Source organism: [Actinomadura] parvosata subsp. kistnae (genome assembly GCF_900323885.1).
Classification (GTDB): domain Bacteria; phylum Actinomycetota; class Actinomycetes; order Streptosporangiales; family Streptosporangiaceae; genus Nonomuraea; species Nonomuraea composti.
Genome location: NZ_OOHJ01000018.1, coordinates 3,407,513 through 3,431,861, shown reverse-complemented (window position 1 = coordinate 3,431,861; position 24,349 = coordinate 3,407,513). Strand labels below are relative to the sequence as shown.

Annotated in this window: 26 protein-coding genes and 1 tRNA gene; 15 read left to right on the top strand and 12 right to left on the bottom strand. The window is 68.3% G+C overall.

Features of this window, described 5'->3' with window-relative positions; translation table 11 throughout:
- Positions 1–15 precede the first annotated feature (15 nt).
- Positions 16–360, top strand: coding sequence for a type II toxin-antitoxin system RelE/ParE family toxin (locus KIS93_RS36250; protein ID WP_080043439.1), 345 nt, complete (start codon positions 16–18; stop codon positions 358–360).
- Positions 361–365: 5 nt separating this feature from the next.
- The gene (locus tag KIS93_RS36245) at positions 366–665 is read left to right on the top strand and encodes a helix-turn-helix domain-containing protein (RefSeq protein ID WP_186404603.1); all 300 of its coding nucleotides are present in this window, start codon (positions 366–368) and stop codon (positions 663–665) included.
- A gap of 379 nt (positions 666–1,044) precedes the next feature.
- Here the strand turns inward: KIS93_RS36245 and KIS93_RS36240 are convergent, their stop codons facing one another.
- Positions 1,045–1,491: a hypothetical protein gene (locus KIS93_RS36240; RefSeq protein ID WP_186404602.1), complete on the bottom strand. Its 447-nt coding sequence runs from the start codon at positions 1,489–1,491 to the stop codon at positions 1,045–1,047.
- A gap of 265 nt (positions 1,492–1,756) precedes the next feature.
- Here KIS93_RS36240 and KIS93_RS36235 point away from each other — a divergent pair, with 265 nt between their 5' ends.
- From KIS93_RS36235 to KIS93_RS36220, 4 genes are all read left to right on the top strand, one after another.
- Positions 1,757–2,611, top strand: coding sequence for a helix-turn-helix transcriptional regulator (locus KIS93_RS36235; RefSeq protein WP_080043440.1), 855 nt, complete (start codon positions 1,757–1,759; stop codon positions 2,609–2,611).
- Between the two features lie 190 nt (positions 2,612–2,801).
- Positions 2,802–3,746: an NADP-dependent oxidoreductase gene (locus tag KIS93_RS36230; protein WP_080043441.1), complete on the top strand. Its 945-nt coding sequence runs from the start codon at positions 2,802–2,804 to the stop codon at positions 3,744–3,746.
- Positions 3,747–3,768: 22 nt separating this feature from the next.
- The gene (locus KIS93_RS36225; RefSeq protein ID WP_080043442.1) at positions 3,769–4,719 is read left to right on the top strand and encodes an alpha/beta hydrolase; all 951 of its coding nucleotides are present in this window, start codon (positions 3,769–3,771) and stop codon (positions 4,717–4,719) included.
- 94 nt (positions 4,720–4,813) lie between these two features.
- A complete protein-coding gene (locus KIS93_RS36220) occupies positions 4,814–5,314 on the top strand; it encodes a cupin domain-containing protein (RefSeq protein WP_080043443.1) in 501 nt (166 codons plus the stop codon).
- 425 nt (positions 5,315–5,739) lie between these two features.
- Here KIS93_RS36220 and KIS93_RS36215 read toward each other — a convergent pair whose 3' ends face one another.
- Together KIS93_RS36215 and KIS93_RS63685 are read right to left on the bottom strand one after the other, a co-directional pair.
- Positions 5,740–6,072, bottom strand: a complete 333-nt coding sequence (locus KIS93_RS36215) for a helix-turn-helix domain-containing protein (protein WP_230465634.1) — start codon at positions 6,070–6,072, stop codon at positions 5,740–5,742.
- A 132-nt stretch (positions 6,073–6,204) separates the two neighbouring features.
- Entirely contained in the window at positions 6,205–6,648 is a 444-nt protein-coding gene (locus KIS93_RS63685) for a type II toxin-antitoxin system RelE/ParE family toxin (RefSeq protein WP_080043445.1), read from the bottom strand.
- A 278-nt stretch (positions 6,649–6,926) separates the two neighbouring features.
- Between KIS93_RS63685 and KIS93_RS36205 the strand changes: the two genes are divergently transcribed.
- Positions 6,927–7,388, top strand: coding sequence for a hypothetical protein (locus KIS93_RS36205; RefSeq protein ID WP_155128654.1), 462 nt, complete (start codon positions 6,927–6,929; stop codon positions 7,386–7,388).
- Between the two features lie 579 nt (positions 7,389–7,967).
- Here the strand turns inward: KIS93_RS36205 and KIS93_RS36200 are convergent.
- A complete protein-coding gene (locus KIS93_RS36200; protein ID WP_222107703.1) occupies positions 7,968–8,930 on the bottom strand; it encodes an Lrp/AsnC family transcriptional regulator in 963 nt (320 codons plus the stop codon).
- 125 nt (positions 8,931–9,055) lie between these two features.
- On the opposite strand from KIS93_RS36200, the gene KIS93_RS36195 reads away from it, so the two are divergent.
- On the top strand, positions 9,056–9,904 hold the full coding sequence (locus KIS93_RS36195; RefSeq protein WP_186404601.1) for an NAD(P)H-binding protein: 849 nt from the start codon (positions 9,056–9,058) through the stop codon (positions 9,902–9,904).
- 911 nt (positions 9,905–10,815) lie between these two features.
- On the opposite strand, the gene KIS93_RS36190 is transcribed toward KIS93_RS36195, so the two are convergent.
- A complete protein-coding gene (locus tag KIS93_RS36190) occupies positions 10,816–11,262 on the bottom strand; it encodes a hypothetical protein (protein ID WP_080043447.1) in 447 nt (148 codons plus the stop codon).
- 298 nt (positions 11,263–11,560) lie between these two features.
- Here KIS93_RS36190 and KIS93_RS36185 point away from each other — a divergent pair, with 298 nt between their 5' ends.
- A complete protein-coding gene (locus KIS93_RS36185; RefSeq protein WP_155128656.1) occupies positions 11,561–11,902 on the top strand; it encodes a hypothetical protein in 342 nt (113 codons plus the stop codon).
- A 611-nt stretch (positions 11,903–12,513) separates the two neighbouring features.
- Here the strand turns inward: KIS93_RS36185 and KIS93_RS67705 are convergent.
- Positions 12,514–12,642 carry a hypothetical protein gene (locus tag KIS93_RS67705; RefSeq protein WP_268966904.1) on the bottom strand — a complete coding sequence of 43 codons (129 nt, stop codon included), beginning with the start codon at positions 12,640–12,642 and terminating at the stop codon, positions 12,514–12,516.
- A gap of 408 nt (positions 12,643–13,050) precedes the next feature.
- Complete coding sequence (locus tag KIS93_RS36175) at positions 13,051–13,254, bottom strand: hypothetical protein (protein ID WP_080047310.1); 204 nt, start codon at positions 13,252–13,254, stop codon at positions 13,051–13,053.
- Between the two features lie 205 nt (positions 13,255–13,459).
- Between KIS93_RS36175 and KIS93_RS36170 the strand changes: the two genes are divergently transcribed.
- Positions 13,460–13,996, top strand: coding sequence for a tyrosine-type recombinase/integrase (locus tag KIS93_RS36170; protein ID WP_222107702.1), 537 nt, complete (start codon positions 13,460–13,462; stop codon positions 13,994–13,996).
- Positions 13,997–14,076: 80 nt separating this feature from the next.
- Here the strand turns inward: KIS93_RS36170 and KIS93_RS36165 are convergent.
- A tRNA-Gly gene (locus KIS93_RS36165) sits at positions 14,077–14,150 on the bottom strand.
- 100 nt (positions 14,151–14,250) lie between these two features.
- On the opposite strand from KIS93_RS36165, the gene dcd reads away from it, so the two are divergent.
- The 3 genes from dcd (at position 14,251) to KIS93_RS36150 (ending at position 17,075) form a co-directional block, all read left to right on the top strand.
- Entirely contained in the window at positions 14,251–14,826 is a 576-nt protein-coding gene (gene dcd, locus KIS93_RS36160) for a dCTP deaminase (protein ID WP_080047311.1), read from the top strand.
- A gap of 614 nt (positions 14,827–15,440) precedes the next feature.
- The gene (locus KIS93_RS36155) at positions 15,441–16,058 is read left to right on the top strand and encodes a DUF47 domain-containing protein (RefSeq protein ID WP_043625094.1); all 618 of its coding nucleotides are present in this window, start codon (positions 15,441–15,443) and stop codon (positions 16,056–16,058) included.
- A 9-nt stretch (positions 16,059–16,067) separates the two neighbouring features.
- Positions 16,068–17,075 (top strand): inorganic phosphate transporter, encoded by a 1,008-nt coding sequence (locus tag KIS93_RS36150; protein WP_080043450.1) that lies wholly within the window; start codon positions 16,068–16,070, stop codon positions 17,073–17,075.
- Here KIS93_RS36150 and mshD read toward each other — a convergent pair whose 3' ends face one another.
- Positions 17,076–17,984 carry a mycothiol synthase gene (gene mshD / locus KIS93_RS36145; protein ID WP_230465635.1) on the bottom strand — a complete coding sequence of 303 codons (909 nt, stop codon included), beginning with the start codon at positions 17,982–17,984 and terminating at the stop codon, positions 17,076–17,078.
- Positions 17,985–18,091: 107 nt separating this feature from the next.
- Here mshD and KIS93_RS36140 point away from each other — a divergent pair, with 107 nt between their 5' ends.
- Complete coding sequence (locus tag KIS93_RS36140) at positions 18,092–19,897, top strand: bifunctional metallophosphatase/5'-nucleotidase (RefSeq protein WP_080043452.1); 1,806 nt, start codon at positions 18,092–18,094, stop codon at positions 19,895–19,897.
- A 39-nt stretch (positions 19,898–19,936) separates the two neighbouring features.
- Here the strand turns inward: KIS93_RS36140 and KIS93_RS36135 are convergent, their stop codons facing one another.
- Together KIS93_RS36135 and KIS93_RS36130 are read right to left on the bottom strand one after the other, a co-directional pair.
- Positions 19,937–20,242, bottom strand: coding sequence for a nucleoside triphosphate pyrophosphohydrolase family protein (locus tag KIS93_RS36135; RefSeq protein WP_080043453.1), 306 nt, complete (start codon positions 20,240–20,242; stop codon positions 19,937–19,939).
- A 27-nt stretch (positions 20,243–20,269) separates the two neighbouring features.
- Positions 20,270–21,298: a sensor histidine kinase gene (locus KIS93_RS36130; protein WP_186404600.1), complete on the bottom strand. Its 1,029-nt coding sequence runs from the start codon at positions 21,296–21,298 to the stop codon at positions 20,270–20,272.
- Between the two features lie 237 nt (positions 21,299–21,535).
- Here KIS93_RS36130 and KIS93_RS36125 point away from each other — a divergent pair, with 237 nt between their 5' ends.
- Positions 21,536–22,516 carry an NAD-dependent epimerase/dehydratase family protein gene (locus KIS93_RS36125; protein WP_080043455.1) on the top strand — a complete coding sequence of 327 codons (981 nt, stop codon included), beginning with the start codon at positions 21,536–21,538 and terminating at the stop codon, positions 22,514–22,516.
- Positions 22,517–22,793: 277 nt separating this feature from the next.
- Here KIS93_RS36125 and KIS93_RS36120 read toward each other — a convergent pair whose 3' ends face one another.
- Positions 22,794–24,320 (bottom strand): MFS transporter, encoded by a 1,527-nt coding sequence (locus KIS93_RS36120; protein ID WP_230465636.1) that lies wholly within the window; start codon positions 24,318–24,320, stop codon positions 22,794–22,796.
- Positions 24,321–24,349 lie beyond the last annotated feature (29 nt).

Sequence of the window (24,349 nt, the reverse complement as noted above, 5' to 3'; positions counted from 1 at the left end):
TATAACGTCCATGTTATGAACTGGGGAGAGGTGGAGCTGGAACCAGAGGTTGATGAGTGGTTTGACACGCTCGATCAGGAAGACCAGGAAACTGCGGCGTTCTACATCGACCTACTGGCCGCGCGAGGCGTCCTGCTCGACGAGCCTTACACTCGTCAGCTCTGCGGCAAGCTTCGGGAGTTGCGGTTTCACCTTCACCGAGAGGCGGTTCGGATGACCTACTGGATCGCTCCGGGGCGACGGATCATCATGCTGACGGTGTTCCGCAAGCAGCGGATGCGCGAGACCGCTGAGATCGATCGTGCGTGGCGGGTCATGCAGCGGTGTATCGCTGAGGCCCATACCACTGATGAGGGGTGAGCAGAGTGAGCGAGCGCAGGACTTGGGCTGACAGGAAGTCCGAAATCATGAGTCGCCCTGGTGCCGGAGCAGCCTACGATGCGGCCAGAATCCGTTTCGAGCTGGGTGAGGCCGTGAGACTGCGGCGTGAGCAACTGGGTCTGACCCAAGCCCAACTGGCAGAGCGCACTGGGCTGAAGCAGCCGGCAGTCGCAAGGTTCGAGGCAGGGGGCACCATGCCGACCATCCCCATGCTGGAGCGCCTGGCAGAAGCCTTGGAGATGCGGCTCAACGTCGAGTTCCAACCGCTACGGGAGGCCAGCTGATCACCCTCGAAAGCGGTGCCGACGGCCAATACCTGGCTGTCGGCACTGCGTCGTTAGTCGTATTGAACACAAGATCGAGAGCGGATCCCGGACCGGTCGAACCCTGAGAGCTGGTGACTGCGATCGGACCCGCGCTCCCAGCTTGGCATCGTCATGGCCATGGCCTATCGGCAGGCCGAACAAGGCATATGTCAATAGGGCGGCCGCGAGCCCCTTGACTTCCCGCTGATCGCGCTGCGAACGGGCCCGCGATGCGCGCGAGCTTGGCGAAGCGTCACGCACGCTTGCTTACCTCCCTTTCGTGCGCTTCACCAACTTGAGCTTGCGACGCCCGAGAGGCCGGGGACCGACAATTCCGGACAACCTCGAATAACGTGAGTCAGAGCTCGGGAATACGCCATAGGATTCGGATCTGCTGGTCAGGAGGGAGAGACGGGCCGCCGACGTAGATGCGATGAATGAGATAGAGGATCACCAGCCGAAATGCCTTCGGCTCGATGTCGTCCATCGTCGTCACCGTCGCTCGGCTCAGCTTGTTCACCTGACTGACGATGCTTGGGTCAGATTCAAGAGGACCGAGCTCAGCGACGATATCCGGATCGAGCTCACCTTCCTCGCGCATGGCCAGGATCGAGCGCTGCATCAGGTCAGGCTCAGCTTCGATTCGGTCGAGAACGCGGGCAAGGACGTATTCATGAAGCACATCCGCCGCAATGTCAGCGTGCTCCTCGCCCGTACAGCTCGGGCATCCCTCGCATTCAGCGAGGTCGTCCTCCGGTCCTTCATCAGCCTGCTCAGTGGAGATGAAACAAGATATCGCCCACATGACTTCGGATTGGCTCAGCTCCAGATCTTCGGCGGCCCAGAGGCCGTCGGCGGCGGATGCGCTACGTGATCATGTCGTCGCCGCCCCGGGTGGCGCTGCGCGGCGGCGAGGTCACGCGGCTGGAGTTGGACGACGTTCGGCTGGAGAGCCGGGCAGGTGAGCATCCGCGGCAAGAGCCGCCGGAGGGACGTGTTGCCGATGCCGGGCGGTGCCGGTGCGGCCGCCCCCGTTATCTGCTGCTGGACGGTCCGGGCACTATTGGGCTGTGGAACGTCACGAGTTCGGTGTCGCGGTGCGCCAGTTGCGGGAGAGTACGGCGCCCGCGGCCGTCGGGCTGCCGGTCGGCCGTCGGCGGGTGCGGGGGTTGCGGCGGGAGGAGCTCGGCGAGCTCGCGGGGATGTCCGCGGACTACGTGCGCCGGCTGGAGCAGGGGCGCAGCCATCCGTCGGCGGGCGTGGTGAACGCCATCGCCCGGGCGTTGCGGGTCGGGCGGGCGGAGTACGAGCGGCTCTGCGCGCTGGCCGGGTACGCCGCCGCGGACGGTCGGGTGCCGAACGACGTCGGCCCGGGCGCGATGCGGCTGCTGGAGCGGTTCACGGACACTCCGATGTTCGTCTCCGACGCGGCGATGAATCTCGTGGCCGTGAACAGTGCGTTCATGGCTCTGGGGCATTGGCAGCTCACCGGGGACCCGTGGGAGTGGAACATCGCGTGGCGGACGTTTTGCGACCCGTTCGATGGTTTCAAGCAGTCTGCGGGTGACGCGACCGACCATCAGGCGGTGCTGGTCGCCCGCCTGACGAGCGCGCTGTTGCGCTACCCCGCCGACGCGTCGCTGGCCGCGCTGGTGGACGAGATGCGGAGCCGGAGCCCCCTGTTCGACACCTTGTGGCGCGCGCCGCATCCGGTGGCGGCCTATGAGAGCAGTGCCGCGTTCATTCATCCGGACGGCGGTTCCGTGACGCTCGTCGGCAGCCTGCTCGCCATTCCGGGCGACGATCTGGCCGCTCTGATGCTGACCGCGGCGCCGGGCTCGGCCGATGCGGCGCGGCTGGCGGAGATCGTCTCCGACGGCGGGGAGCCGGCCATCATCAAGGTGGGCCAGCCTGGCCCAGGCTGACCGCGGCGGATCCTGCGAGATTGAGTGACGTCTCCAGCAGGCGCTGACCCAGTGGCTGCCTCCGGGCAGCTTCGGTGACGCGGGGCTGGACGCCTTCGCACCTCGAAGCAGCAGGTCGCAGGGTCACCTCTGCACCGGAATCGCTTCGAGTTCGAAGCATTTGACGGCACTCTAAGAGGCAGGTTCTGCGATGAAGTCAGTCCGTTTTCACGAGTTCGGCGGTCCTGAGGTCCTGCGATACGAGGACGTGGCCCAGCCCACCCCCGGAGCCGGCCAGGTCCGGATTCGCGTCGCCGCGACCTCGTTCAACGGCGTCGACGGCAACATCCGCGCGGGCTACATGCAGGCCCCCATCCCGGTCGAGCTGCCCCACACCCCCGGCATCGACGTCGCCGGCACGGTCGACGCACTCGGTGACGGCGTGGACGACATCGCGGTCGGCGACCAGGTCGTCGGCCTCCTGCCGATGACGGAACCCGGCGCGGCCGCGGAGTACGTGCTCGCCCCGGCGGAGATCCTGACGGGGGCGCCCAAGAACGTCCCGCTGGCCGACGCGGCGGCGTTGCCTCTGGTGGGTCTGACCGCGTGGCAGGCGCTGTTCGACCACGGCAAGCTGACCGCCGGCCAGCGGGTGCTGATCAACGGCGCCGGCGGCGCGGTCGGCTGGTACGCGGTGCAGCTGGCCAAGGAGGTCGGTGCCTACGTGATCGCCACGGCGAGTCCCCGCAGCGCCGAGCGGGTCAAGGCCGCCGGCGCCGACGAGGTGATCGACCACACCACCACCGACGTGACCGCCGCGGTGACCGAGCCGGTCGACCTCGTGCTCAACCTGGCGCCGGTCGCCCCGGAACGGCTGGCCGCGCTGGTCACGCTGGTCCGTGACGGCGGCGCCCTCGTCAACACCACCGTCTGGATGCCCGCCCCTTCCGCCGAGGAGCGCGGTGTGCGCGGCATCGACGTGTTCGTGCGCAGCGACGCCGACCAGCTCGCCGACCTGGTCGCTCGGGTCAGCACCGGCGAGTTGCGCGTCGACGTCGCCCAGCGGGTGGCGCTGGCCGACCTGCCCGCGCTCCACGCCCGGGCCGGCGCGGGCGAGCTGCCGGGCAAGACCATCGTCCTCGCGCCCTCGGCCTGACACACTCACAGGAGGAGCAGTCATGTCTTTGTCCTTGGACCCCGAGATCGCCGAGGCGCTGGCCCCGATGGCCGAGGCGATGGCCGAGGTCACGCGACTCGAAGTGGGCGACGTCGAGGGGCGTCGCGCCTTCTGGGAGCCGATCATCGGTGCCGCGAGCAACGCCCAGCCCATGCCGGCCGACGTCACGACGACCGACCACACGGTGCCCGCCGCCGATGGCGCGCAGATCAAAGTGCGCTGGTACGTCAAGGACGGCGCGACGCCGGGCTCGGCCGTGGTCTTCTTCCACGGCGGCGGATACATCTTCGGCCACATCGACCTGTTCGACGGCCCGGTCGCCCGTTACGTGGCGGCCTCAGGCGTGCCGATGTTGTCGGTGGAGTATCGCCGCGCGCCCGAGTTCCCGTTTCCGACGCCGCTGGAGGACGCCTACGCCGCGCTGCGCTGGCTGCACGACCGCGCTCCCGAGCTGGGCGTCGACCGCGACCGGATCGCGGTGATGGGCGACAGCGCCGGCGGCGGCATGGCGGCGGCGCTGGCGATCCTGACCCGCGAGCGCGGCGGCCCGGAGATCGCCCACCAGATCCTCATCATGCCGATGCTCGACGACCGCCCCACCGCACCCGACCCCCACATCGAGCCGTACGCGTTGTGGTCCTACGACGACAGCCGCACCGCCTGGCCGGCGCTGCTCGGCGAGGCTGCCGGCGGACCCGGCGTCCCGCCCACCGCCGCCCCGGCCCGGCTCGAGGACGCCGCCGGCCTCCCGCCTGCCTACATCGAGGTGGGCCAGCTCGACGTCTTCCGCGACGAGGACCTCGCCTACGCGGCCAAACTCGGCCGCGCGGGCGTCCCGGTCGAGTTTCACCTGCATCCCGGAGCCCCGCACGAGTTCGACTCGATCGCCTTCAAGGCCGACGTCGCCCAACGCGCCATCGCCGACCGCGTCCGCGTCCTCAAATCCCTGTAGAACCGCCCATGAAGACTCGCTGGACCTCGACCACCGACGCATCGTCGTCCAAGCGACGGAACCAGCCGACCGCACACCCCAGGAGACGATCACGATGATTCCCGCCGACGATCCCGCCCGCTCGCTGACCGTGGCGAACCCCGACGACCCCGCCACCACCTACATCTCCCTGGTGGGCAACACCTACGCCATGCTGATCACCGGCGAGCAGACGAACGGCGCGTACTGCCTGATCGACATGCGCGTCCCCGACGGCGGCGGCCCACCGCCGCACCGGCACGACTTCGAGGAGATGTTCACGATCCTCGAGGGCGAGATCGAGTTCACCTTCCGCGGCGAGAAGCACACCGTGCGGGCCGGATCCACCATCAACATCCCGGCCAACGCGCCGCACAACTTCCGCAACGTCTCGGGCGCACCGGCCCGCATGCTCTGCATGTGCACGCCGGCCGGGCAGGACGAGTACTTCATGCGCATCGGCGACGTCGTGGCGGGCGCGGACGCGCCGCCACCGCAGCTGTCCCCGGACGACCTCGCGGAACGCCGCCGCCGCGCGGCGGAGCTGGCCCCGCTCTACCGCAGCGAATTCCTGTGACGCCTGCTCACGGTCTTACCGGTGTTCGAGCCGGTCAATTGGATGGTGGCGCGTCCGTCCCCTCCGCAACGTCCGCCAGGGCAGGGCAGTGCGTTCCGCGACGCTGGAATACCTCGACTGGTACGACCAGCACGCCTCAACACCGGCTGCGGTCACCGGCCGCCCCCGAAGTTCGCAGCCATCTACTACGGTCACAACTACACCCCCGTCGCAACAGCAGAAACTCAGTAGGCAGCCGTCCATCAAACCTGGATGGGTTCAGCCGGACCGTGACCGCGGACATCGCTCACCACCTCTGAACCCGTACGCCGACTCCGGTTCTGGTGTCTTGATCGCTTCCGGCCAATCCCATCAAAAGGCGCCACACCGGTGGGCGATCACGGCCCATTGTGGAACTTCGACCAACGGAGCCGATCCTGGTCTCCTCACGCGGCGGTGATGGCCCGAAACTCCACCGGCGCGGAAATGTCACCATGCATCACCACATCAATTTCCAACGCCGCCGCCAACCGCACCATCAGCGGAATCGTCGGCAGGTGCGCGCCACCCTCCAAGCGGGATACCTGCGGCTGCGTCATGCCTGCCCGCTCGGCGAGCTCTGTCTGAGACAGGCCCAGCTCGACGCGGCGGCGGTATACGGCTGCGCCGAGCTCCTGCCCCAATCGCGCCTCCTCCACCATCGCGGCGTACTCAGGATTAACCTCCCCACCAGCAAGCCGCTTGGCCTTGACCGTCTTCCACTTGCTGTGCCCGGCCACGTCTTCAGCCCCTTCCCTCATAGATCCAGTGCGCGGCGCCGTGCTCCAAGCCGCCGGCCATGCATTCAGCCATCGCCTTGCGGGCGCGCTCCACATCGCGCGGCTGTCTGTCTCGCGTCTTGCAGAAAGCAGTCAGCAACACCGCCCGGCGCCCCTCGGCCAGTAGGTAAGGCGCACCGAGTGGTGTGCGATGTCGAAGCGCAGCTCCCACAACCCATCACCCAGGTCGCGAGCATGACCGTACGGCATCCGGTCGCCGAACTGAGCGAGCCGTTCGACAGCGGCCTCGACAGCAGCGTGATCCCGGTCGGACAACGTGTCCAGCCAAGCCTCCACCGCCGGCTCCAGCTCGATGTCGTACAGCTCCTCGCCCATGCAACGGATTATATATGCCATGCTTTGCATGGCCTGACTGCTGCCGGGCGTGACAGCCATGCGAATTGTCGTTGCCGATACGCCCCTCCCGCCCATGGTTGCGGCCAGCCCACGGCGGAGAGGAACCTCTGCCGGGGTCACGCGGAAGAACTCGCGCCGCAGGTTGACCTTGTTGAGGCGACGATCGTTGAGCTCCGCCATACTGCAAACGTGGCGATCAACGATGTGACGGATCCTCCGTCAGATCCACTTGCGCTTATCACGCAGACCGACTGGGCCTCGCTCGAACACGCGTTGGGTCCAGCCGACGACACCCCTGCCGCGCTGGCCGACCTCCTCTTTGGCACTCCGGAAGCCCAAGCCGACGCCGTCCGCCACCTCAACGACCCGGTGCACCATCAAATACTCTCTACTCCGCGACAGGCCCGGCAGCCTTATACGTCGCTGCGATCCTTAGCGATCCGCGGACCGACACCTTGGTGCCAAGTCGCAAGGATGGCCAGCGGTATCCCTTACGTCAGGAGCTGCTGGAGTGGCTGGGATCCATAACTGATGAAGTCGGCAACGATGTCGAAGCGGTGTTGGTGCGCTTGGGCCGCCTGCCGGAAAAAGACCCGGTATTCACGGAAATCCGGGCCCTTCGTCCCACGATCTTTCGCGCCGTGTCCGCGTTCTTCCAAGACCCCAATCTCCCCGTACGGGAAGCGGCCCTCGCCGCAGCCGTCCCGCTCTTGGACGCCCCCGAACTCGCACATCATCAAGTCAGCCTCGCACCGATCGTGCGCAGCGTCCTGGCTACTAGCTCAGACCGGTCCTACCGGGCCATCGCGGTAGACGGCCTCCGTGCATGGGGCGAAGAAACCGCCTCGCTGGTCGAGCAGGAAGATTTGGAGTGCACGCCCTGGACAGCAGAAGGATGCAGCGACGACCCGCCCTTTTGAGCCGCGGGAGTGTCCATATCGACCAGTGACGCTGGCTGGCCACGCCATCCGGTGAGCCAGGGTGAGGAACGAAGCCTGGATCGTCTATCGCTCCTGGCCACCTACGATGACCGGTCATGCAGTGGCGATCGTCGGGCTGATCTGCGCGCCTGGTCCGGCGGGAGGTAGTTCGCGAGCAAAGTCCTCCGCGCGTGATCGAGTACACCTGTGAGTGCGATGACACTGTTTACGAACGGTGTCGCGAGGGCGGCCTTGCCTACATCCGTCGGACTACGCGTGCCGATGGGGTGGTGCAGCAGGTTCACGAGACTTATCGGTGGCGGTCCAAGAAGGCGCAAGACGTCTGGATCGTCCTCCTCAATGGCGCGGCTCAATAGGCGGACGCGAGTGGGTGGCTAACCGCGTATCCAGAAATTCTTCGCGTACGTAACAGGGCGTGAGACCACCAAGGCGGACAGGCATTGACAGGGGCCCGCCGGGGGTGGGGTCGAGGTCGCCGCACATCCTCTCCCCGGCCCCCGAGACGGACCGACACAAGCCGCGATCTTGCCCGTACCGCTACCGGGTCAGAACCGCGGATCAAGCACCCAGGAGGCGGCCGACGCGTTTACGGGTCTGCATGATCGGCGCCGTCTCCACATGGGTGATGGAGGGCAGAGCCGCGACGCGTTCGGTGAGGTACCGGTACACGTCGTGCGCGTCGGTGCAGATCGCCGTGGCGACCAGATTGGTGGGCCCGGTGGTGGCGGCGGCGAAGACTATTTCGGGATGAGAGGCCAGGGCCTCCGCGGCGGCGGCCAACTCGGCGGGCGGGGCCGAGGCCCACAGCCACGTGCTCGCGCGGTAGCCGAGGTAGGCGGGATCAAACTCGGCGTAGAAGTGCAGCGCGCCGTCGGCTCGAAGGTCGGCCATCCGCCGCCGCACGGTCGACTGCGACCAGCCGGTGGCGGCGGCAAGATCGGCCAGTCCCGTACGGGCGTCGCGGGCCAGGACGCTCAACAGGCGTAGGTCGTCGGCATCGCAGTGCGACAGGCCGGCGCCCGTCACCGCGTCGGGCTCCGGGCCGAGCCTGCCTGCTTCCTCCGGCGTGAGGGCGTTGAGCAGCCGAACGCGTCCGGGCGAGCCGTAGAAGGTGTGCAGCAGCGAGCAGGCAGTGACGTCCACCACTCGTCCGTTGCGGGGCAGGCGTTCCAGGAGAAGCTGCTCGCTCTCGCCGGGAGCCCGGGCGCGGATGACGCACTGCACCTCGGTGCCTCCTGAGACCAATTGCACCCACGCCGTGTCGGGCCGACGGGCCAGCGCGGAGGCGATCGCGTCGGCCGCCCCCGGGACGCACCGCAGCCGCAGCATCCAGCGGCCGTGCCCGTGGAAGTTGGCGGGTGGCACCGCCACGACCCGCAGCAGATCGGCCGTACGCAACCGCCTGTAGCGACGCGCAACCGTCTGGTCGGAGACGCCCAGAACCTCAGCGATGCGGCTGAACGGAGCACGCGCGTCGAGCTGGAGCGCGTGGATCAGCCGTCGGTCAAGCTTGTCCGCCATGCCGGTTTCCACCATCACAGACTATTCAGTGTCGAATTCTGCTCATCCAGCCGCTTCTGAGTCGCCATAAAGCCCACCAGGCCGCACGATCGTCAGGAAAGGAGACCTCAGAAAGGAACGAGACAATGATCTTGGTGATCGGGGCCACGGGAAACGTTGGGCGACACGTGCTCTCCCAACTCCACGCGATGGCCAGGGCCGATGTCCGCGCCCTCGTGCTTCCGGGCAAGGCCGCGGCCACCCGGGTGCCCCACGGCATCAGCATCGCAACAGGAAGCCTTGGCACCCCAGAAGGACTGACCGAGGCACTGACCGGGATCAAGACGGTCTTCCTGGTATGGCCGTTCCTCACCACCCGAGGCGCGCCCGCGGTACTGGAAACGATCGCCCGGCATGCCCAGCGCCTGGTCTACCTCTCGTCGATCGGCGTGGACGGCCGCCCCGAGGAACGCGACGACCCCATCTTCAAGATGCACGCCGACATGGAACGTCTGATTGAGGACTCCGGCCTGCCACGGACCATCCTGCGTGTGGACACCATCGCCAGCAACACCCTGGGCTGGGCCGAGCAGATCCGAGCCACCGGAGTGGTGCGTGGCCCGCTGACCGCGCCGACGGCGGTCATCGACCCGCGTGACATCGCGGCCGTCGCCGCCCGCACGCTCGCCGACGACGCGCATCTGGGCGCGACCTACCAGCTGACCGGGCCTCAGACGATCAGCCGCCCTGAACAGGTCGAGGCGATCGGTGCGGCGATCGGCCGTGAGCTCCGTTTTGAAGAAGTGCCCGTCCAGGACGCGCGGGCGCAAATGCTGGCCGACGGCCGTCCGCCCGCTCTCGTGGACGCGCTGTTGTCGGCGGCCGAGAACCGCTCGGCCTCGACTCTGGTCACTTCGACCGTCGCGGAACTCACCGGGGAAGCACCGCGCAGCTTCCAGCAGTGGGCGCGCGACCACCGTGATGCCTTCCGCTGAACGAGCGCCCCCGAGCCGAACTGGGCGGACACACACCTCCTGTCGCCCCTTCCGAGGCGCGCCACGGAAGGGGGTAGGTCGATCCGCTCCCCGGCGAGGCCCCTGTCAGCGCCTGTCCACCTTGGCGATCTCGCGCCCTGTTACGCGCAGAACTTCTGGATACGCGTTGGTTCAGGGGTACCGTGGTGTCGCGTCTTGCTCATGGAGGGGCTGTCTGTCGCGCAGTCCATGGTTCCTTCACCAGCTCGTACGCGCGGCCGCACTGCGGCCGAGTCCCCTCAAGCAAGGCGGCCTGAAGCCCATCAGGACCACAGGAACCGGCAAATCCCGGCGACCCTCTGTCTTCAGTGCCGAGTCTGCACGTCCATGAACTCCGTCACAAGCGAAGAGTGATCACGGTGGTCTCGGCGCCCGGCGCAAGACCTCAGGGCACGCATCGGGCGCCACGACGCCCGCGCCCCGATGATCCATCTACGCCGTTCGTGGCGCCGGCAAGCTGATCGCTTGAGCCGTCGACAAGCACCTCATCCGGCGCAAGAAGAGGCAAGGCGCCGCCGAACAGGGCGGCGTCGGCCATCTGCGGTATAGGCGGGTTGTGGTGTCGGGCAGGCGCTCCTTCTGGGGCGAGATCCCAACGGTCAACCCGTAAGTGGGCAACGGGCGAGTGCTTTTCTGGGGTCGAAGGGGGCGGAGCCCCCTGGGAGGCGCTGGCTGGAGCCCAGATGCGCGAAGCGCCCCAAAATGGAAGGCGATGCAGTGGAGCGGGTGACGGGAATCGAACCCGCGCTGTCAGCTTGGGAATTGCAGGGATCTTGGCTCGTAGGGGCGTTGACCTGGGCCTGAGGCCGGTCGTGAGTGACCGTGGTTCACCCCTCGTCACCGCCCTTAATGGCACGCTAATGGCACGTCGATCAAGGCTCTGAGCTGGGCTCGGCGGTGATGGTGCGGAGTCGCTCGATCTCGGCGAAGATCTCTTGATCGGTGAGCACGGACCGAACGACCAGCCCTTGCGGCCCCGGTTCGCTGTGGTACTTGCGAAGAGAGAAACAGAGGCCGGCTCGGAGGTCTGACAGTTCCCGACGGAGCGCGTCGCGTTCGGCGATCAGTTCGTCTACGTCGTCCAGGGTGAAGAGCGTCTTGGAGGGGTCATTTATGGTCCAGCCACGATCGCCGGGCTCCCAGGAGATATTGATCTCAACACCTTCAAGAGGGTCGCCACCGGGTGTCGCGTCTTGGGCGGTGGTCACGTTCAGATCTTCTACGCGGAGATACCAGCCCCCTGCGTTGACGTCGACTACGACGGGGGTTTCGTCGGGCTGGCCGGTGAGGTAGTCGAGAAGTTGGCGGACAGTGAGCACAGGCGCAGCGTGACATGAATTGCGCACCTGCGCACACCCCACCCGCCTCAACATCCCGTCTGCCGTCGACCCGCCCGAAGGGGAAGCGGGCCAGAGCCACGGAGACAAGGTGAAGCGCCCCGCTGGACGAACGACCTTGGCCCCGCGGTCCTGGTCTGCTCGGCTTGTCCCGGGTCGATGGCGAGCGGGATGATCAGACTTCCACCTCAGCCACCTACTGCCCCGCTGCCCAGCACAGCGATCATCCCCGAGCCGGAGCGCCCCGGCCAGAGGCATCGATGTTGTTACCTTGTGCACCATGGATTCGCAGGCGCGAGCATTCAATGAACGCGGCGATACTGTCGAAGGCCCCACCTCCGATGACCTCCATGGTTTGTTGCGCGGATTGACTGCGTCCAACCGGTTCCTCGTGGTCGAGCGCCAGGACGCAGAAAATGACGAGTACTACATGCAGGCGTATCTTCGGGATGACGGGGCCTACTGGCTGGAGTATCGCGAAGGCCGTGCTGACGCGCACTTCCGTGCTTCCTGCCACACCCTGCAGCTTCTGGTGCAGGTGTTCACCATGTGGCTCTACCGGCTGCCCGGGTGGAGAGAGACCCTCATTTGGGCTGCATGGTCAGCGGAGTCCGAAGTTTGATGCTGCGGCGCGGCAACCCCGGCCGGCACTTGAGCCACCGACAAGCACCTGATCGGACGCCAGAAGAGGCAAGGCGCCGCTGAACAGCGGCAGCCCGGCCATCTGCGGGCATTTCATGGGTTGCGGGAACGGGCAGGCGCTCCTAGGCAGCTCCGACGCTGTTGGCTGCGCAGGAATCTCCATGGTGAAGAACAACTCGCTCGCCGGTCTGCCGGGCCGGGGTGCTCGAGGGGCGGTAGCCCCTCGAACCATGGCGAAGCCCCAGGGAGGAACAGCCCGAGCCGAAGGCGAGGACCCTTTGGGGCGGGGTCCCAACGGTCAAGCCGGTAAATCGGCAACGGGTGGGTGCTTTTCGGGGGTCGAAGGGGGCGGAGCCCCCTGGGAGGCGCGGGCTGGAGCCCAGATGCGCGAAGCGCCTCGAAGTGGAAGGCGAAGCAGGTGGAGCGGGTGACGGGAATCGAACCCGCGCTGTCAGCTTGGGAACTGCATCGATCACGGCTGATGGCAGCCTTGAGCTGGGCGGGAGGCCGGTCGCGAGTAACCGTGATTGACCCCTCGTTCCCCTGGCTAATTGCACGCTAGTTGCACGGCGATCACAGCAAAGCGCCAGGTCAGCGTTCGTCAGTCACGTAATCGAAGTACACCGTGATGTTGTGCCACGGGCCGTCAGCGGTGATCTCGGTGTGCATGAGCAGATCATGCACCTCGACCTTGCCCAACTCCTCGATGCTGTCGGCCACTCGTCGGAGTAGTGCGGGCACGTCATCCTGTCCTGGCCCTTACGGGTTCGCTTGGGAGAAGTGGCGCATGGTCCACTCGATCCGCTCCGACATAACCCCCATCTCCTCATGCGCACGACACTGCTCCTGATCATAAAGAGCTTGCGATCTCGCATCGCGCACCCCGCCCGCCTGATCATCCCGTCTGCCGTCGACCCGCCCGAAGGGGAGGCGGGCCAGGGCCACGGGTCAAGGGCGGAGCGCCCCACCGGACGAACGACCCTTGACCCGTGGCCCTGGTCTGCTCGGCTTGTCCCGGGTCGATGGTGGGCGGGATGATCAGGCTTCCACGCCAGCCACTTACGGTCCTGGCTCACCGTATGGCGATCATCCCGGAGTCGGAGCGCCCCCGCCGGAGGCCTAGGTTAATCAGGAGTAGAAGCCCTCCCAGTACTCTTCGTGGCTCTCGGTGAAGTCATTCGGACGCGTCTGGCGCAGCTTGCGATACCGGTCTACATAGAACTCGAGGGCTTCGTGAAGAGTGCATTCAAAGGTGTCCTTGATGAGCTTGATGCCTCTGATCGTTTGCCCTTGGATGACGAGGTCGTCCAATCCGGCCAGTTCATCGCTCATGCGGTGATCCTTGAGGTGGGACCACTGCTCCGGCAAATCGTTTTCCGGTTGAGAGTGAGCCGTGGGCGGTGGTGCGGCAACCCCGGTGCTGAGGGTTCGGTCCGTACGGCGGGGCAGGTGTGCGGTGGCCGGCCCGGTGTGCCGCCGCCGTCCGGGACCGGCCCCCAGGCCGCATGCCCGGACGGTGGGCGGGCGGAGGGCCGGGGTGCGGCGGCGCGCCGCGCCGCCGCTTGACCTGGACGCGGGCACGATCCGCGTCGTCGGCACCACGACCGAACTCAAGGACGGCTCGGTGACGATCGGTCCGCCCAAGTCTGAAGCGGGCAAGCGCCTCGTCAGCATCCCGGCAACCCTGCTTCCGGACCTCCGCAAGCACATGGAGACGTACGCCGAGAAGGGCGAGCACGGACACGTCTTCGTCGGCCCCAAGGGCGCCAAGCTCCGTCGCGCGAACTTCACCCGCGTCTGGGCTGCGGCGCTCAAGAAGGCCCAACTCAGTGGCTTCCACTTCCATGACCTTCGCCACACCGGAAACACTCTCGCCGCTCAGTCCGGCGCAACCCTTCGGGACCTGATGACCCGCATGGGCCACTCGTCCACCCGGGCCGCGCTGATCTACCAGCACACCGCGATGGAGCGCGACAGGGCCATCGCAGACGCTCTCGGCAAGCTCGCCGAGGAGGCCCTGAAGCCCGAGGAGCCCGAGCCTGACGACCAAGATCCAGACGGATCGAGCACGTAACGGGCACGGAAGATCGAACAGAGCCCTAGAAACGATCAGAGCCAGGTCGGGAATCCATCCCTGACCCGGCTCTTTCAGTTTGGAGCGGGTGACGGGAATCGAACCCGCGCTGTCAGCTTGGGAAGCTGATGTTCTGCCATTGAACTACACCCGCGCACGCCCCGAAGGCTGCGTCCCCCACTGTAGCGGAAACTTGGCCCACAACAGCAATCCCAGCCCCACACTCTTCGGGCCAGAACGGTAAGTTGCTCACCGTGTTGCTATCTGACCGTGACATCCTCGCTGCGATCGACGCCGGCCGGCTGGGCATCGACCCGTTCGACCCTGAGATGATCCAGCCGTCCAGCATCGACGTGCGGCTCGACCGGTTCTTCCGGGTTTTCGAGAATCATCGGTATCCGCACATCGATCCGTCCGAAGAGCAGCCGGATCTCACGCGGATGGTGGAGCCTCAGGGGGAGGAGCCGTTCATCCTGCATCCGGGTGAGTTCGTGCTGGCCTCCACGTACGAGGTCGTCAGCCTGCCGGATGATCTGGCGTCGCGGCTGGAGGGGAAGAGCTCGCTCGGGCGGCTGGGGTTGTTGACGCATTCGACGGCGGGGTTCATCGATCCGGGGTTCAGCGGGCATGTGACGCTGGAGTTGTCGAACGTGGCGACTCTGCCGATCAAGTTGTGGCCCGGGATGAAGATCGGGCAGCTGTGTGTGTTCAGGCTCAGCTCGCCTGCCGAGCATCCGTACGGGTCCAGCAAGTACGGGTCCCGCTACCAGGGGCAGCGGGGGCCGACGCCGTCACGGTCGTTCCGGAACTTCCACCGGACGAAGATCTGAAAGAGGACCAAGATCTGAAAGAGGACGGGGATCCGAAAGGAGGCGGAGACCCAAGGAGGAGGCGAAGAGCCGAGGAGGAGGCGGAGATCCGCGCGAGGCAGCAAACTGAGCGAGGTGGAGGCTGAGCGGGGGCAGGAGGCTGAGTGAGGTAGACGGCTGAGCCTGATCAAGGGCCGAGCGAGACAGCAGGCCCAGCCTGATCGAGGTCCGCGCAAGACAGCAGGCCGAGCGCGACCGAGGTCTGCGCGAGACGGAGGTCCGAGCGTGATCAAGGTCGAGCCGGGCGGAGGTCCCAGCGTGATCAAGGTCGAGCGAGACGAAGGTGCGAGCAAGATCGAGGTCTGAGTAGAACGAAGATCTGAACAAGGTGAACAGTAGATGAACACTTGGCGAACGGACGGCGGCCTTCACCCGCCTCACCCCGCCCAAGTGAGCCGTTATGGGCAGCCCCAAACTAGGCCCGAGCAGCAAAAAACCGCCTAAAAGTACGCGGTTCTGCGGTGTCGCACAACATACGCCGGGTAGCCAGTAGGCGAAGGGGACATGAAGTTCGCATTTCGCCTGGTTAGCCATACCCTCTTCCACGGACCATCCCCGCACATCTGGAGAACGACGTGCGCCTGCGTCTCACGCCACGTGAGGACAGCTACTACGACCTGTTCGCCGACTCGGCGAACAACCTGGTCACGGCATCGCGTCTGCTGGTTGAGATCATCAGCGACGGCTCGGACAGGGAGGCCCTGGCCGAGAAGATGCGCGCCTGCGAGCATGCCGGTGACGAACGCACCCATGCGATCATGAACCGGCTCAATGAGAGCTTCATCACTCCGTTCGACCGCGAGGACATCTACCGGCTGGCCTCGAACCTCGACGACGTGATGGACGCCATGGAGGCCGCCTCCGACCTCATCGTCCTCTACCAGCTCGACCACCTCCCCAAGGACGTCGTCCGTCAGGTGGAGGTGCTGGAGCGGGCGGCGGAGCTGACCGCCGAGGCGATGCCGCGCCTGCGGTCGATGAAGAACCTCAACGAGTACTGGATCGAGGTCAACCGCCTGGAGAACCAGGGCGACCAGGTCTACCGGAGGCTGCTGGCCAAGCTGTTCAGCGGTGAGTACGACGCTCTCACCGTCATGAAGATGAAGGAGGTCGTCGACGCCCTTGAAGAGGCGGCCGACGCCTTCGAGCACGTGGCCAACACCGTCGAGTCGATCGCGGTCAAGGAAAGCTAGGGCCCAGCCGTGGACCTCACGCTCGCCCTCGTCATCGGCGTGGTCGTCATCGCCCTTGCCTTCGACTACACCAACGGCTTCCATGACGCGGCGAACGCCATCGCGACCTCCGTCTCGACCAGGGCCCTGACCCCCAGGGCCGCGTTGTTCATGGCCGCGGCCATGAACTTCATCGGCGCCCACCTGGGCACCCAGGTCGCCCAGACGGTAGGCAAGGGCATCATCGACGCGCCGAACGGCTCGCACGGCCTGGTCATCGTGGCCGCGGCGCTGATCGGCGCGATCTGCTGGAACCTGATCACGTGGTACTTCGGGCTGCCCTCCTCCTCCAGCCATGCCCTCATCGGCGGCCTGGTGGGCTCGGCGCTGGCGTCGTCCAGCGTGGTGCACTGGGACGGCGTGGTCGAGAAGGTCGTCATCCCGATGGTGCTGTCGCCGTTGATCGGCTTCAGCCTCGCCGCGGCGATCATGATCGCAATTTACTGGATCTTCCGCAACAGCCAGCCGGGGAAGACCAACCGCGGCTTCCGCTACGCGCAGACCGTCTCGGCCGCCGCCATGGCGCTCGGGCACGGGCTGCAGGACGCGCAGAAGACGATGGGTGTGATCTTCCTGGCGCTCACCGTCGGCGGGTTCGCCCAGCAGACGGATCCCATCCCGCAGTGGGTCATCCTGGCCGCCGCCGGGGCGATCTCGCTCGGCACGTACGCGGGCGGCTGGCGCATCATGCGGACGCTGGGGCGGCGCATCATCGCGCTGGACCCGCCCCAGGGGTTCGCCGCGGAGTCGGCGGCGGCAACCGTCCTGTACGGGGCCGCCATCGGGTTCGGGGCGCCCATCTCCACCACACACACGATCACCACGGCCATCATGGGCGTGGGCGCCACCAAGCGGCTCAGCGCCGTGCGGTGGGGCGTCGCGGGGAACATCGTGACCGCGTGGATCCTGACCATCCCGGCCGCCGCCATCGTGGCGGCGGTGTCCTACTTCATCCTGCACGCCATCATCGAGAGCTGATCACTGGGGCGCGTACATCACGTCCACGTCCCACCGGTTGAACCCGAGGGACTCGTACAGCCGGATCGCCGCCGTGTTGGTCTCGTCCACGTACAGCATCGCCTGGGCGAGGCCACGCGCGCGCAGGTGGACGAGCCCGGCCAGGGTGAGGGAGCGGCCCAGGCCGGTGCCCTGCTGCGACGGGTCCACCCCGACCACGTACACCTCTCCCAGCGGTTCGTGGCCGTGGTCGGAGGAGCCGTGGATCTTCGTCCAGTGGAAGCCGGCCAGCCGGTCGCCGCGGTAGGCCAGGAAGAAGCCCTCCGGGTCGAACCAGGGCTCCTGCTCGCGCCGCAGCAGGTCGTCCATCGTCCAGGCGCCCTGCTCGGGGTGGTGGGCGAAGGCGGCGGCGTTCACCTTGAGCCACGCCTCCTCGTCCTGTCCGGGCACGAACGTGCGCAGCGTCACCCCGTCCGGCAGCGTGTAGGTGGCGAGCGGGGCGAACAGGGAGCGGCGCATCTGCCACAGCGAGCGCACCCGCTCGAAGCCGAACGCGGCGGCCAGCGCGCCGGCTCCGGCATGGTCTCCGTGCGCCCACAGCCGCACGGGGCTCCCGGTCAGCTCCAGTACGGCGCGCAGCAGCCGCGTGCCGTGGCCCTGGCGGCGATGGGCCGGGTGGATGACCAGCTCCACGCTCGGGCCCTCGACCTCGTCGGTGGGGTCCACGTGCGCGTAGCCCGCGAGCGTGCCGTCGTCGGTGCGCAGCAGCAACGACCGCGCCAGCGGATCTCCGCCGTAGCGCAGATGGAGCATCACGTGCTCGTTGAGAGGGCGGACGCCGTCCGCCTCGGTGGCCTGCTCGACGACGTCGAGCACTTCGGCGACGTCGCGGTCGCCGAGCAGTTCCCTGATCTTCACGTGCGCACCCACACGACGAACTCTAGGCGTCCCCATGGCGAACAGTGCCAGCAGGTAGTCCCGTCAATCGTTACCTTTCAGACATTTGTTGCATAGCGTCACGCCGTAACGTTCCTGTCATGACGTCACGCACCCTCCTCCGGCTGCTCTCGGCCGGAGCCGCGGCCGCGGCCGGGATCGCCCTGGCCGTCGCCCCCGCGGTCGCCTCGACCGGCGGCCACGGCGGCCATGGCGGCCACGGCAAGCAGACCGTCCCGGTCCGCCTGCTCAGCATCAACGACCTGCACGGCAACCTGGAGCCCCCGTCCGGCTCCTCCAGCCGCATCCTCGACCCCGACGGGCCCCTGGTCGACACGGACGGCACCCTGACCGGCATCGCCGGCGGCAAGTACTCGATCGCCGGCGGCGTGTCGTACCTGGCGACGCACATCAAGCAGGCCCGTGACAGGAACACGCTGCTCGTGGCGGCGGGCGACCTGATCGGCGCGTCCCCGCTGATCTCCGCCGCCTACCACGACGAGCCCACGCTGGAGGTGCTCGGCTCGCTCGGCCTGGACACCACCTCGGCGGGCAACCACGAGTTCGACGAGGGCTACGCCGAGCTGCAGCGCCTGATGAACGGCGGCTGCCACCCCGTGGACGGCTGCTCGCCCGCGGGCGAGTGGAAGGGCACCGACTTCGACTTCCTCGCCGCGAACGTCCTGAAGCAGGACACCGGCACGTACGCGCTGCCGCCCTACTACGTCAAGACGATCAACGGCGTGAAGGTGGGCTTCATCGGCCTGGTCACGGCCACCACCCCGACCATCGTCACCGCGGAGGGCATCAAGGGCCTGCAGTTCACCGAGGAGGTGGCCGCGGCGAACCGGGCGTCGGCCTACCTGGCGCGCAAGGGCGTCAAGGCGCAGGTCGTCCTGGTGCACGAGGGCGACTCGATCACGCCGAACCAGAGCCCGGACGCCTGCTCGGTGAACACCACGAACGCCGGCTCGCGCATCGCCAGGGAGCTGAACCCGCAGATCGACCTGGTCATCAGCGGCCACTCGCACCAGGCGTACATCTGCAAGACCAGCGACCCGGCGGGCCAGGACCGCTACTACACGCAGGGGTCGTCGTTCGGCCGCGTGCTCACCCAGATCGACCTGCAGATCGACAAGCGCACCAAGGACGTGATCCGGTCCTCGGTCAAGGCCGACAACAAGGTCGTCACGCGTACGGTCACCCCTGACCCGCAGGTCGAGGCGCAGGTCCAGGCGTGGAAGACGCGCAGCGCCGCCGTCGCCGACCGCAAGATCGGCACGATCACGGCCGACATCACGAACCTGGTCAACAACAGCTCGGCCGCGACGACGAAGCCGGAGACGGCGCTCGGCGACCTCATCGCCGACTCGCAGCTCGAATCCGCCAAGGCGGGCGGCGCCGAGATCGCGCTGATGAACCCGGGCGGCATCAGGACGTCGCTGACGTACGCGCAGAAGGGCTCCGAGGGCGACGGCGTCGTCACCTACGGCGAGGCGTTCGAGGTCCAGCCGTTCAGCAACATCGTGCAGGTCCGGACCTACACGGGCGCGCAGCTCAAGGCCCTGCTGGAGCAGCAGGTCTGGACGCCCAACCCGACGACGGGCGCGATCACGCACCGCATCCTGCAAGTGTCGTCCTCGCTCACCTACACCTTCGACACGACCAAGCCGGTCGGCTCGCGGGTGTCCGACATCAAGCTGAACGGCACGCCGGTCACGGACACGCAGTCCATCAAGATCGCCGCCAACAACTTCCTGATGGGCGGCGGCGACGGTTTCTCGGTGTTCACGCAGAGCACCGACACGTGGAGCGGCCCGATCGACCTGGACGCGTTCACGGCCTACCTGGGCGCCCACTCGCCCATCAGCCCGTCTCCCGCCGACCGGATCACCTTCGTCAAGTGATCCTCTGACCAGCGTGGGGCCCCGGTGTCCGCCGGGGCCCTACCGTTTCCAGGCCAGCCACTTGCGCGCGATCTCGGCCTCCAGGTCCACCCCGTGGTGGCGGGCCATGAGCAGCACGTGGCACACCACGTCGGCCAGCTCCGCCCTGAAGTCGGCGTCGAGCTCCTCCCCGGTGCGGCCCTTCGTCCTGGCCCTGCCGGTGAGCATGAGGAACGCCTGGGTCAGCTCGCCGACCTCCTCCTGCAGCTTGAGCAGGAACCAGGTGTCGTCGCGCTCGATGCCCAGGTGATCGGCGTACCGCCGCGAGATGGACTCGATCTCCTCGGAGAGCCCGCGCAGGTCCATGCCGCCGAGTGTAGGCCCCTGCCGCGCTCAGCCACGGTGCAACGGCAGGACGGCGACGAAGCGGGCGCCGGGCGCGTGGTCGGCGACCGTCAGGGTGCCGCCGTGGGCCGTGGCGATCTCCCGCGACAGCGGCAGCCCGAGGCCGCTGCCGCTCTTGTCCTTCGCCCTGGCGCTCTCCAGGCGGGTGAACCGCTCGAAGACCCGCTCCCTGTCCTCCGGCGCGATCCCGTCGCCGTCGTCGGTGACGGTCACGACCACCTGCTCCTCCCGTACGGTCACCTCGACCTCGATCCTGGACAGGGCGTGGCGGGTGGCGTTGTCGAGCAGGTTCGTCAGGAGGCGGTCGAGCTGCACCGGCGAGCCGAGCACCGGGGCCGCCGCGCGGGCGCGCAGAAGGATCGGCACGGGGCCGCCCGCGCGGTGGCGCAGCTGCTCCTCCGCCACCGCGCGCAGGTCCACCACGCGGCGCTGCGTGAGCGCGCCCGCGTCGAGCTTGGCCAGCATCAGCAGCTCGTCGATGATGCCGGTCAGCCGGTCGGCGGCGGCCAGCGCCCGCGTGCCCGTGGCCGGCCAGTCCGTCTCGTCGGGATAGCTGGCGGCCATCTCGAGCTGGGCGCGCAGGGCGGAGATGGGGCTGCGCAGCTCGTGCGAGGCGTCGGCGACGAAGCGGCGCTGCGTCTCGGCCGAGCGCTCCAGGCGGTCGAGCGTGTGGTTGGTGGTCGCGGCCAGGTCGGCGATCTCGTCACCTGTGGGAGGGACGGGGACGCGCCGGCTGAGGTCCCTGCCCGTGATCTCGGCCAGCTCCGCGCGTACGCGCTCGACGGGACGCAGCGCGTGGCTCACCGCGGCCCAGGTGAGCAGCGCGACGATCACCAGGACGAGCGGCGTGCCCAGGAACACCATCAGATGGATCCACCTGAGCGCCGCGTCCACGTCGGCGGAAGCGCCGGCCCCGCGCACGGTGGCGAGCGTGAGGACCGACGCGCCGACGAACACGGCCGCGGCCACCAGGGTCGCGGCCGTGGTCAGCCGCGCCCGGATCGAACGCGGCAGCAACCCACGAGCACGTGGCAGCAGGCCCCGGCCGCGCGGAAGCGACCGCCGGGCTCTTGGCAGCAACCGTGTTGTCAATCCCGTCCCCGCCTTCCTGTCATCACTGTGAGTAACCTTTACCCGCCCGTGGCAGACGCAACATGATCGACGGATACTGTCCGTACATGTTTCGCTCCCGGCGATTCCGCTGACGGCGTGCATGACTTACGGGCGGCCGGCCCGGCGGGCAGGGTGGGGGCCATGAAGGTTCTGGTGCTGGGTGGCACGGGGTTCGTCGGCCGGGTGGTCGTCGGCGAGGCGCTGGCGATGGGGTGGGAGGTCACGGCGTTCAACCGGGGCAGCCAGGAGCCGCCGGCCGGGGTGACGGTGTTACGCGGCGACCGCACCGCGCCCGGCGGGCTCGCCGCGCTGGAGCGCGGCGAGTGGGACGTCGTGGTCGACACCTGGTCGTGGGCGCCCTCCGCGGTCAGGGACTCCGCCGCGCTGCTGGCTGGGCGGGCCGGCTCCTACGTGTACGTCTCCAGCCGGTCCGTGCACGCCGAGCCGGTGCCGTTCGGGGCCGACGAGAGCGCGCCCGTGGTGGCGGCCTCGGCCGACGACGGCGACGGCCCCTACGCGCGTAACAAGGCGGGCGGCGAGCTGGGGGCGGTGGCCGCGTTCGGCGACCGGGCGCTGCTGGCCAGGGCGGGGCTGATCATCGGGCCGCACGAGAACGTCGGGCGGCTGCCGTGGTGGCTCGGCCGGATCGCCCGGGGCGGGGCCGTGGTCGCGCCCGCGCCGGCGGATCGGGGCCTGCAGTACATCGACGCCCGCGATCTCGCCGTGTGGTGCCTGGAGGCGGGGGCGCGGGGCGTCGGCGGGGCGTTCAACGTGGTGTCGCCGCCCGGGTTCACGACGATGGGAGAGCTGCTGGAGACGTGCGTGAAGGTGACCGGGTCCGGGGCCGAGCTGCGCTGGATCGAGGAGGAGCGGCTGCTGGCGGCCGGGGTGGAGCCGTGGGTGGGGCTGCCGTTCTGGCTGGTCGGCGCCGACTACGACTTCCTGCACGGGGGTGACGTGAGCAAGGCGGTGGCGGCGGGGCTGCGCGTGCGGCCGGTGACGGAGACGGTGGCCGACACGTGGGCCTGGCTGCGCGGCCTCGGCGGTCAGGCGCCCCTGCGGGCGGACCGGCCCCTCAAGGGCCTCGACCCGGACGTGGAGGCACGCCTCCTGGCCTCATGACACCCGCGATCGCGGGAGCCTCATGGCGCGGCTTCGTCCGCGCGCATCCTGGCGTCGCGGCGCGGCCTCGTCCGGCGCGCGCCGTAGTGTCGTGGCGCGGCCTCGTCCGGCGCGCGCCGTGGCGTCATGGCGCGGCCTCGTCCGGTGCGCGCCGTAGTGTCGTGGCGCGGCCTCGTCCGGTGCGCGCCGTGGCGTCGTCGCACGGCCTCATCCGGTGCGCGCCGTAGTGTCGTGGCGCGGCCTCGTCCGGTGCGCGCCGTAGTGTCGTGGCGCGGTCTCATCCGGCGTGCGCCGTAGTGTCGTCGCACGGCCTCATCCGGCGTGCGCCGTAGTGTCGTCGCGCGGCCTCGTCCGGTGCGCGCCGTGGCGTCATGGTGCGGTCTCGTCGGCGGGTGACCTGGCCGGGGACGGGGCCGGGTCGTGGCGGGTGCGGACGAGGTCGTACAGGGCGGCCAGCAGGGCGATGGAGACCGACGACACCACCACGACCAGCCCGTGCCGGAAGGCGGTCGGCCACCCCGCGCCCAGCGACCCGAAGAACGTCGACCCGGCCGCCGCGATCCCGATGGCCGAGCCGAGGCGCTGCCCGGTCTGCAGCACCCCGGCGGCGCTCCCGCCTCCGGAGGGCGGCACCTCCGACATCGTGATGGCCTGGTTGGGCGAGATGACCAGGCCGCTGCCGAGGCCCGCGACGAGCAGCGGCAGCGCGCTCGTGCCCGGCCCCGGCGCCGGGCACGAGCGCGGTGGCGCCCATGGTGGCGAGGAGCCCGGCGATGACCAGGGTGAGCCCGATGGCGACCAGCCGCCGCCCCATGCGTGACACGAGGTGCCCGCCGAGCATGGCGGCCGACGCCGAGCCGAGCGCGAACGGCGTGATCGCGAGGCCCGCGAGCAGCGCGCTGTAGCCGTGGCCGCTCTGCAGGTAGAGGGTGAAGATGAAGAAGATGCCGGTGAAGCCGGCGAAGTAGAACAGCGCGATGGCCGAGCCGAGGCTGTAGGAGCGTTTGCGGAACAGCTCCAGGTTCACCAGCGGCTCGCGCCGGTAGAGCCGCTCCCAGGTGACGAACCCGGCCAGCACGGCCAGCGCGGCCGGCACGAGCAGCCACTTGGCGGCCCCTTCCCACTGGTGCCGCTGGATGAACGGCAGCAGCAGCCCGGCCACGCCGACCCCGAGCAGCAGCACGCCCACGGGGTCCATGCTCTCGGGCCGCGTGTGCACGAGCTGCGGGCGCGGCAGCAGCCGCCAGGCGAGCGGGAGCAGCAGGAGCCCGATCGGCAGGTTCACCAGGAACACCCACCGCCAGCCCGCGTCGGCCCCGAACACGGTGACCAGCGCCCCGCCGATGAGCGGCCCGGCGGCGGTGGAGACGCCGATGGTGGCGCCGAGCGCGCCGAAGGCGCGGCCCCGCTCGTACCCGTGGAACATCTGCTGGATCAGGCCCGAGACCTGCGGGTTCAGCATGCCGGCCGCCATGCCCTGCACGAGGCGGGCCACGATGAGCACGTTCATGCTCCAGGCGAAGCCGCAGAAGGCGCTGGAGAGCGTGAACAGGGCGACGGCCCCCAGGAAGATCGTCCGGCGGCTCCGGGCGTCGCCGAGCCGCCCGGCGGGCACCAGGAGCAGGCCGAACGTGAGCGCGTATCCGGACAGGGTCCACTGGAGGCCGTCCTCGGTGGCCTGGAGCCCTTCGCGGATGGACGGCAGGGCGACGTTGACGATGCTGACGTCCAGGCCGGTCATGAACGCGGAGACCAGGCAGACGGCCAGCGCGCGCCGCCGCGGGTCGGTCCTGGTCTCCCCCATCACCTCGCACACACTTCCCGTGAAGCCAT

Coding starts and splice junctions, on each gene's coding strand:
- KIS93_RS36250 (WP_080043439.1), top strand. CDS start 16: ATGAACTGGGGAGAGGTGGAGCTGGAACCAGAGGTTGATGAGTGGTTT.
- KIS93_RS36240 (WP_186404602.1), bottom strand. CDS start 1,491: ATGTGGGCGATATCTTGTTTCATCTCCACTGAGCAGGCTGATGAAGGA.
- KIS93_RS36230 (WP_080043441.1), top strand. CDS start 2,802: ATGAAGTCAGTCCGTTTTCACGAGTTCGGCGGTCCTGAGGTCCTGCGA.
- KIS93_RS36225 (WP_080043442.1), top strand. CDS start 3,769: ATGTCTTTGTCCTTGGACCCCGAGATCGCCGAGGCGCTGGCCCCGATG.
- KIS93_RS36220 (WP_080043443.1), top strand. CDS start 4,814: ATGATTCCCGCCGACGATCCCGCCCGCTCGCTGACCGTGGCGAACCCC.
- KIS93_RS63685 (WP_080043445.1), bottom strand. CDS start 6,648: ATGGCGGAGCTCAACGATCGTCGCCTCAACAAGGTCAACCTGCGGCGC.
- KIS93_RS36200 (WP_222107703.1), bottom strand. CDS start 8,930: ATGGCGGACAAGCTTGACCGACGGCTGATCCACGCGCTCCAGCTCGAC.
- KIS93_RS36195 (WP_186404601.1), top strand. CDS start 9,056: ATGATCTTGGTGATCGGGGCCACGGGAAACGTTGGGCGACACGTGCTC.
- KIS93_RS36185 (WP_155128656.1), top strand. CDS start 11,561: ATGGATTCGCAGGCGCGAGCATTCAATGAACGCGGCGATACTGTCGAA.
- KIS93_RS36175 (WP_080047310.1), bottom strand. CDS start 13,254: ATGAGCGATGAACTGGCCGGATTGGACGACCTCGTCATCCAAGGGCAA.
- KIS93_RS36140 (WP_080043452.1), top strand. CDS start 18,092: ATGACGTCACGCACCCTCCTCCGGCTGCTCTCGGCCGGAGCCGCGGCC.
- KIS93_RS36135 (WP_080043453.1), bottom strand. CDS start 20,242: ATGGACCTGCGCGGGCTCTCCGAGGAGATCGAGTCCATCTCGCGGCGG.
- KIS93_RS36125 (WP_080043455.1), top strand. CDS start 21,536: ATGAAGGTTCTGGTGCTGGGTGGCACGGGGTTCGTCGGCCGGGTGGTC.
- KIS93_RS36120 (WP_230465636.1), bottom strand. CDS start 24,320: ATGGGGGAGACCAGGACCGACCCGCGGCGGCGCGCGCTGGCCGTCTGC.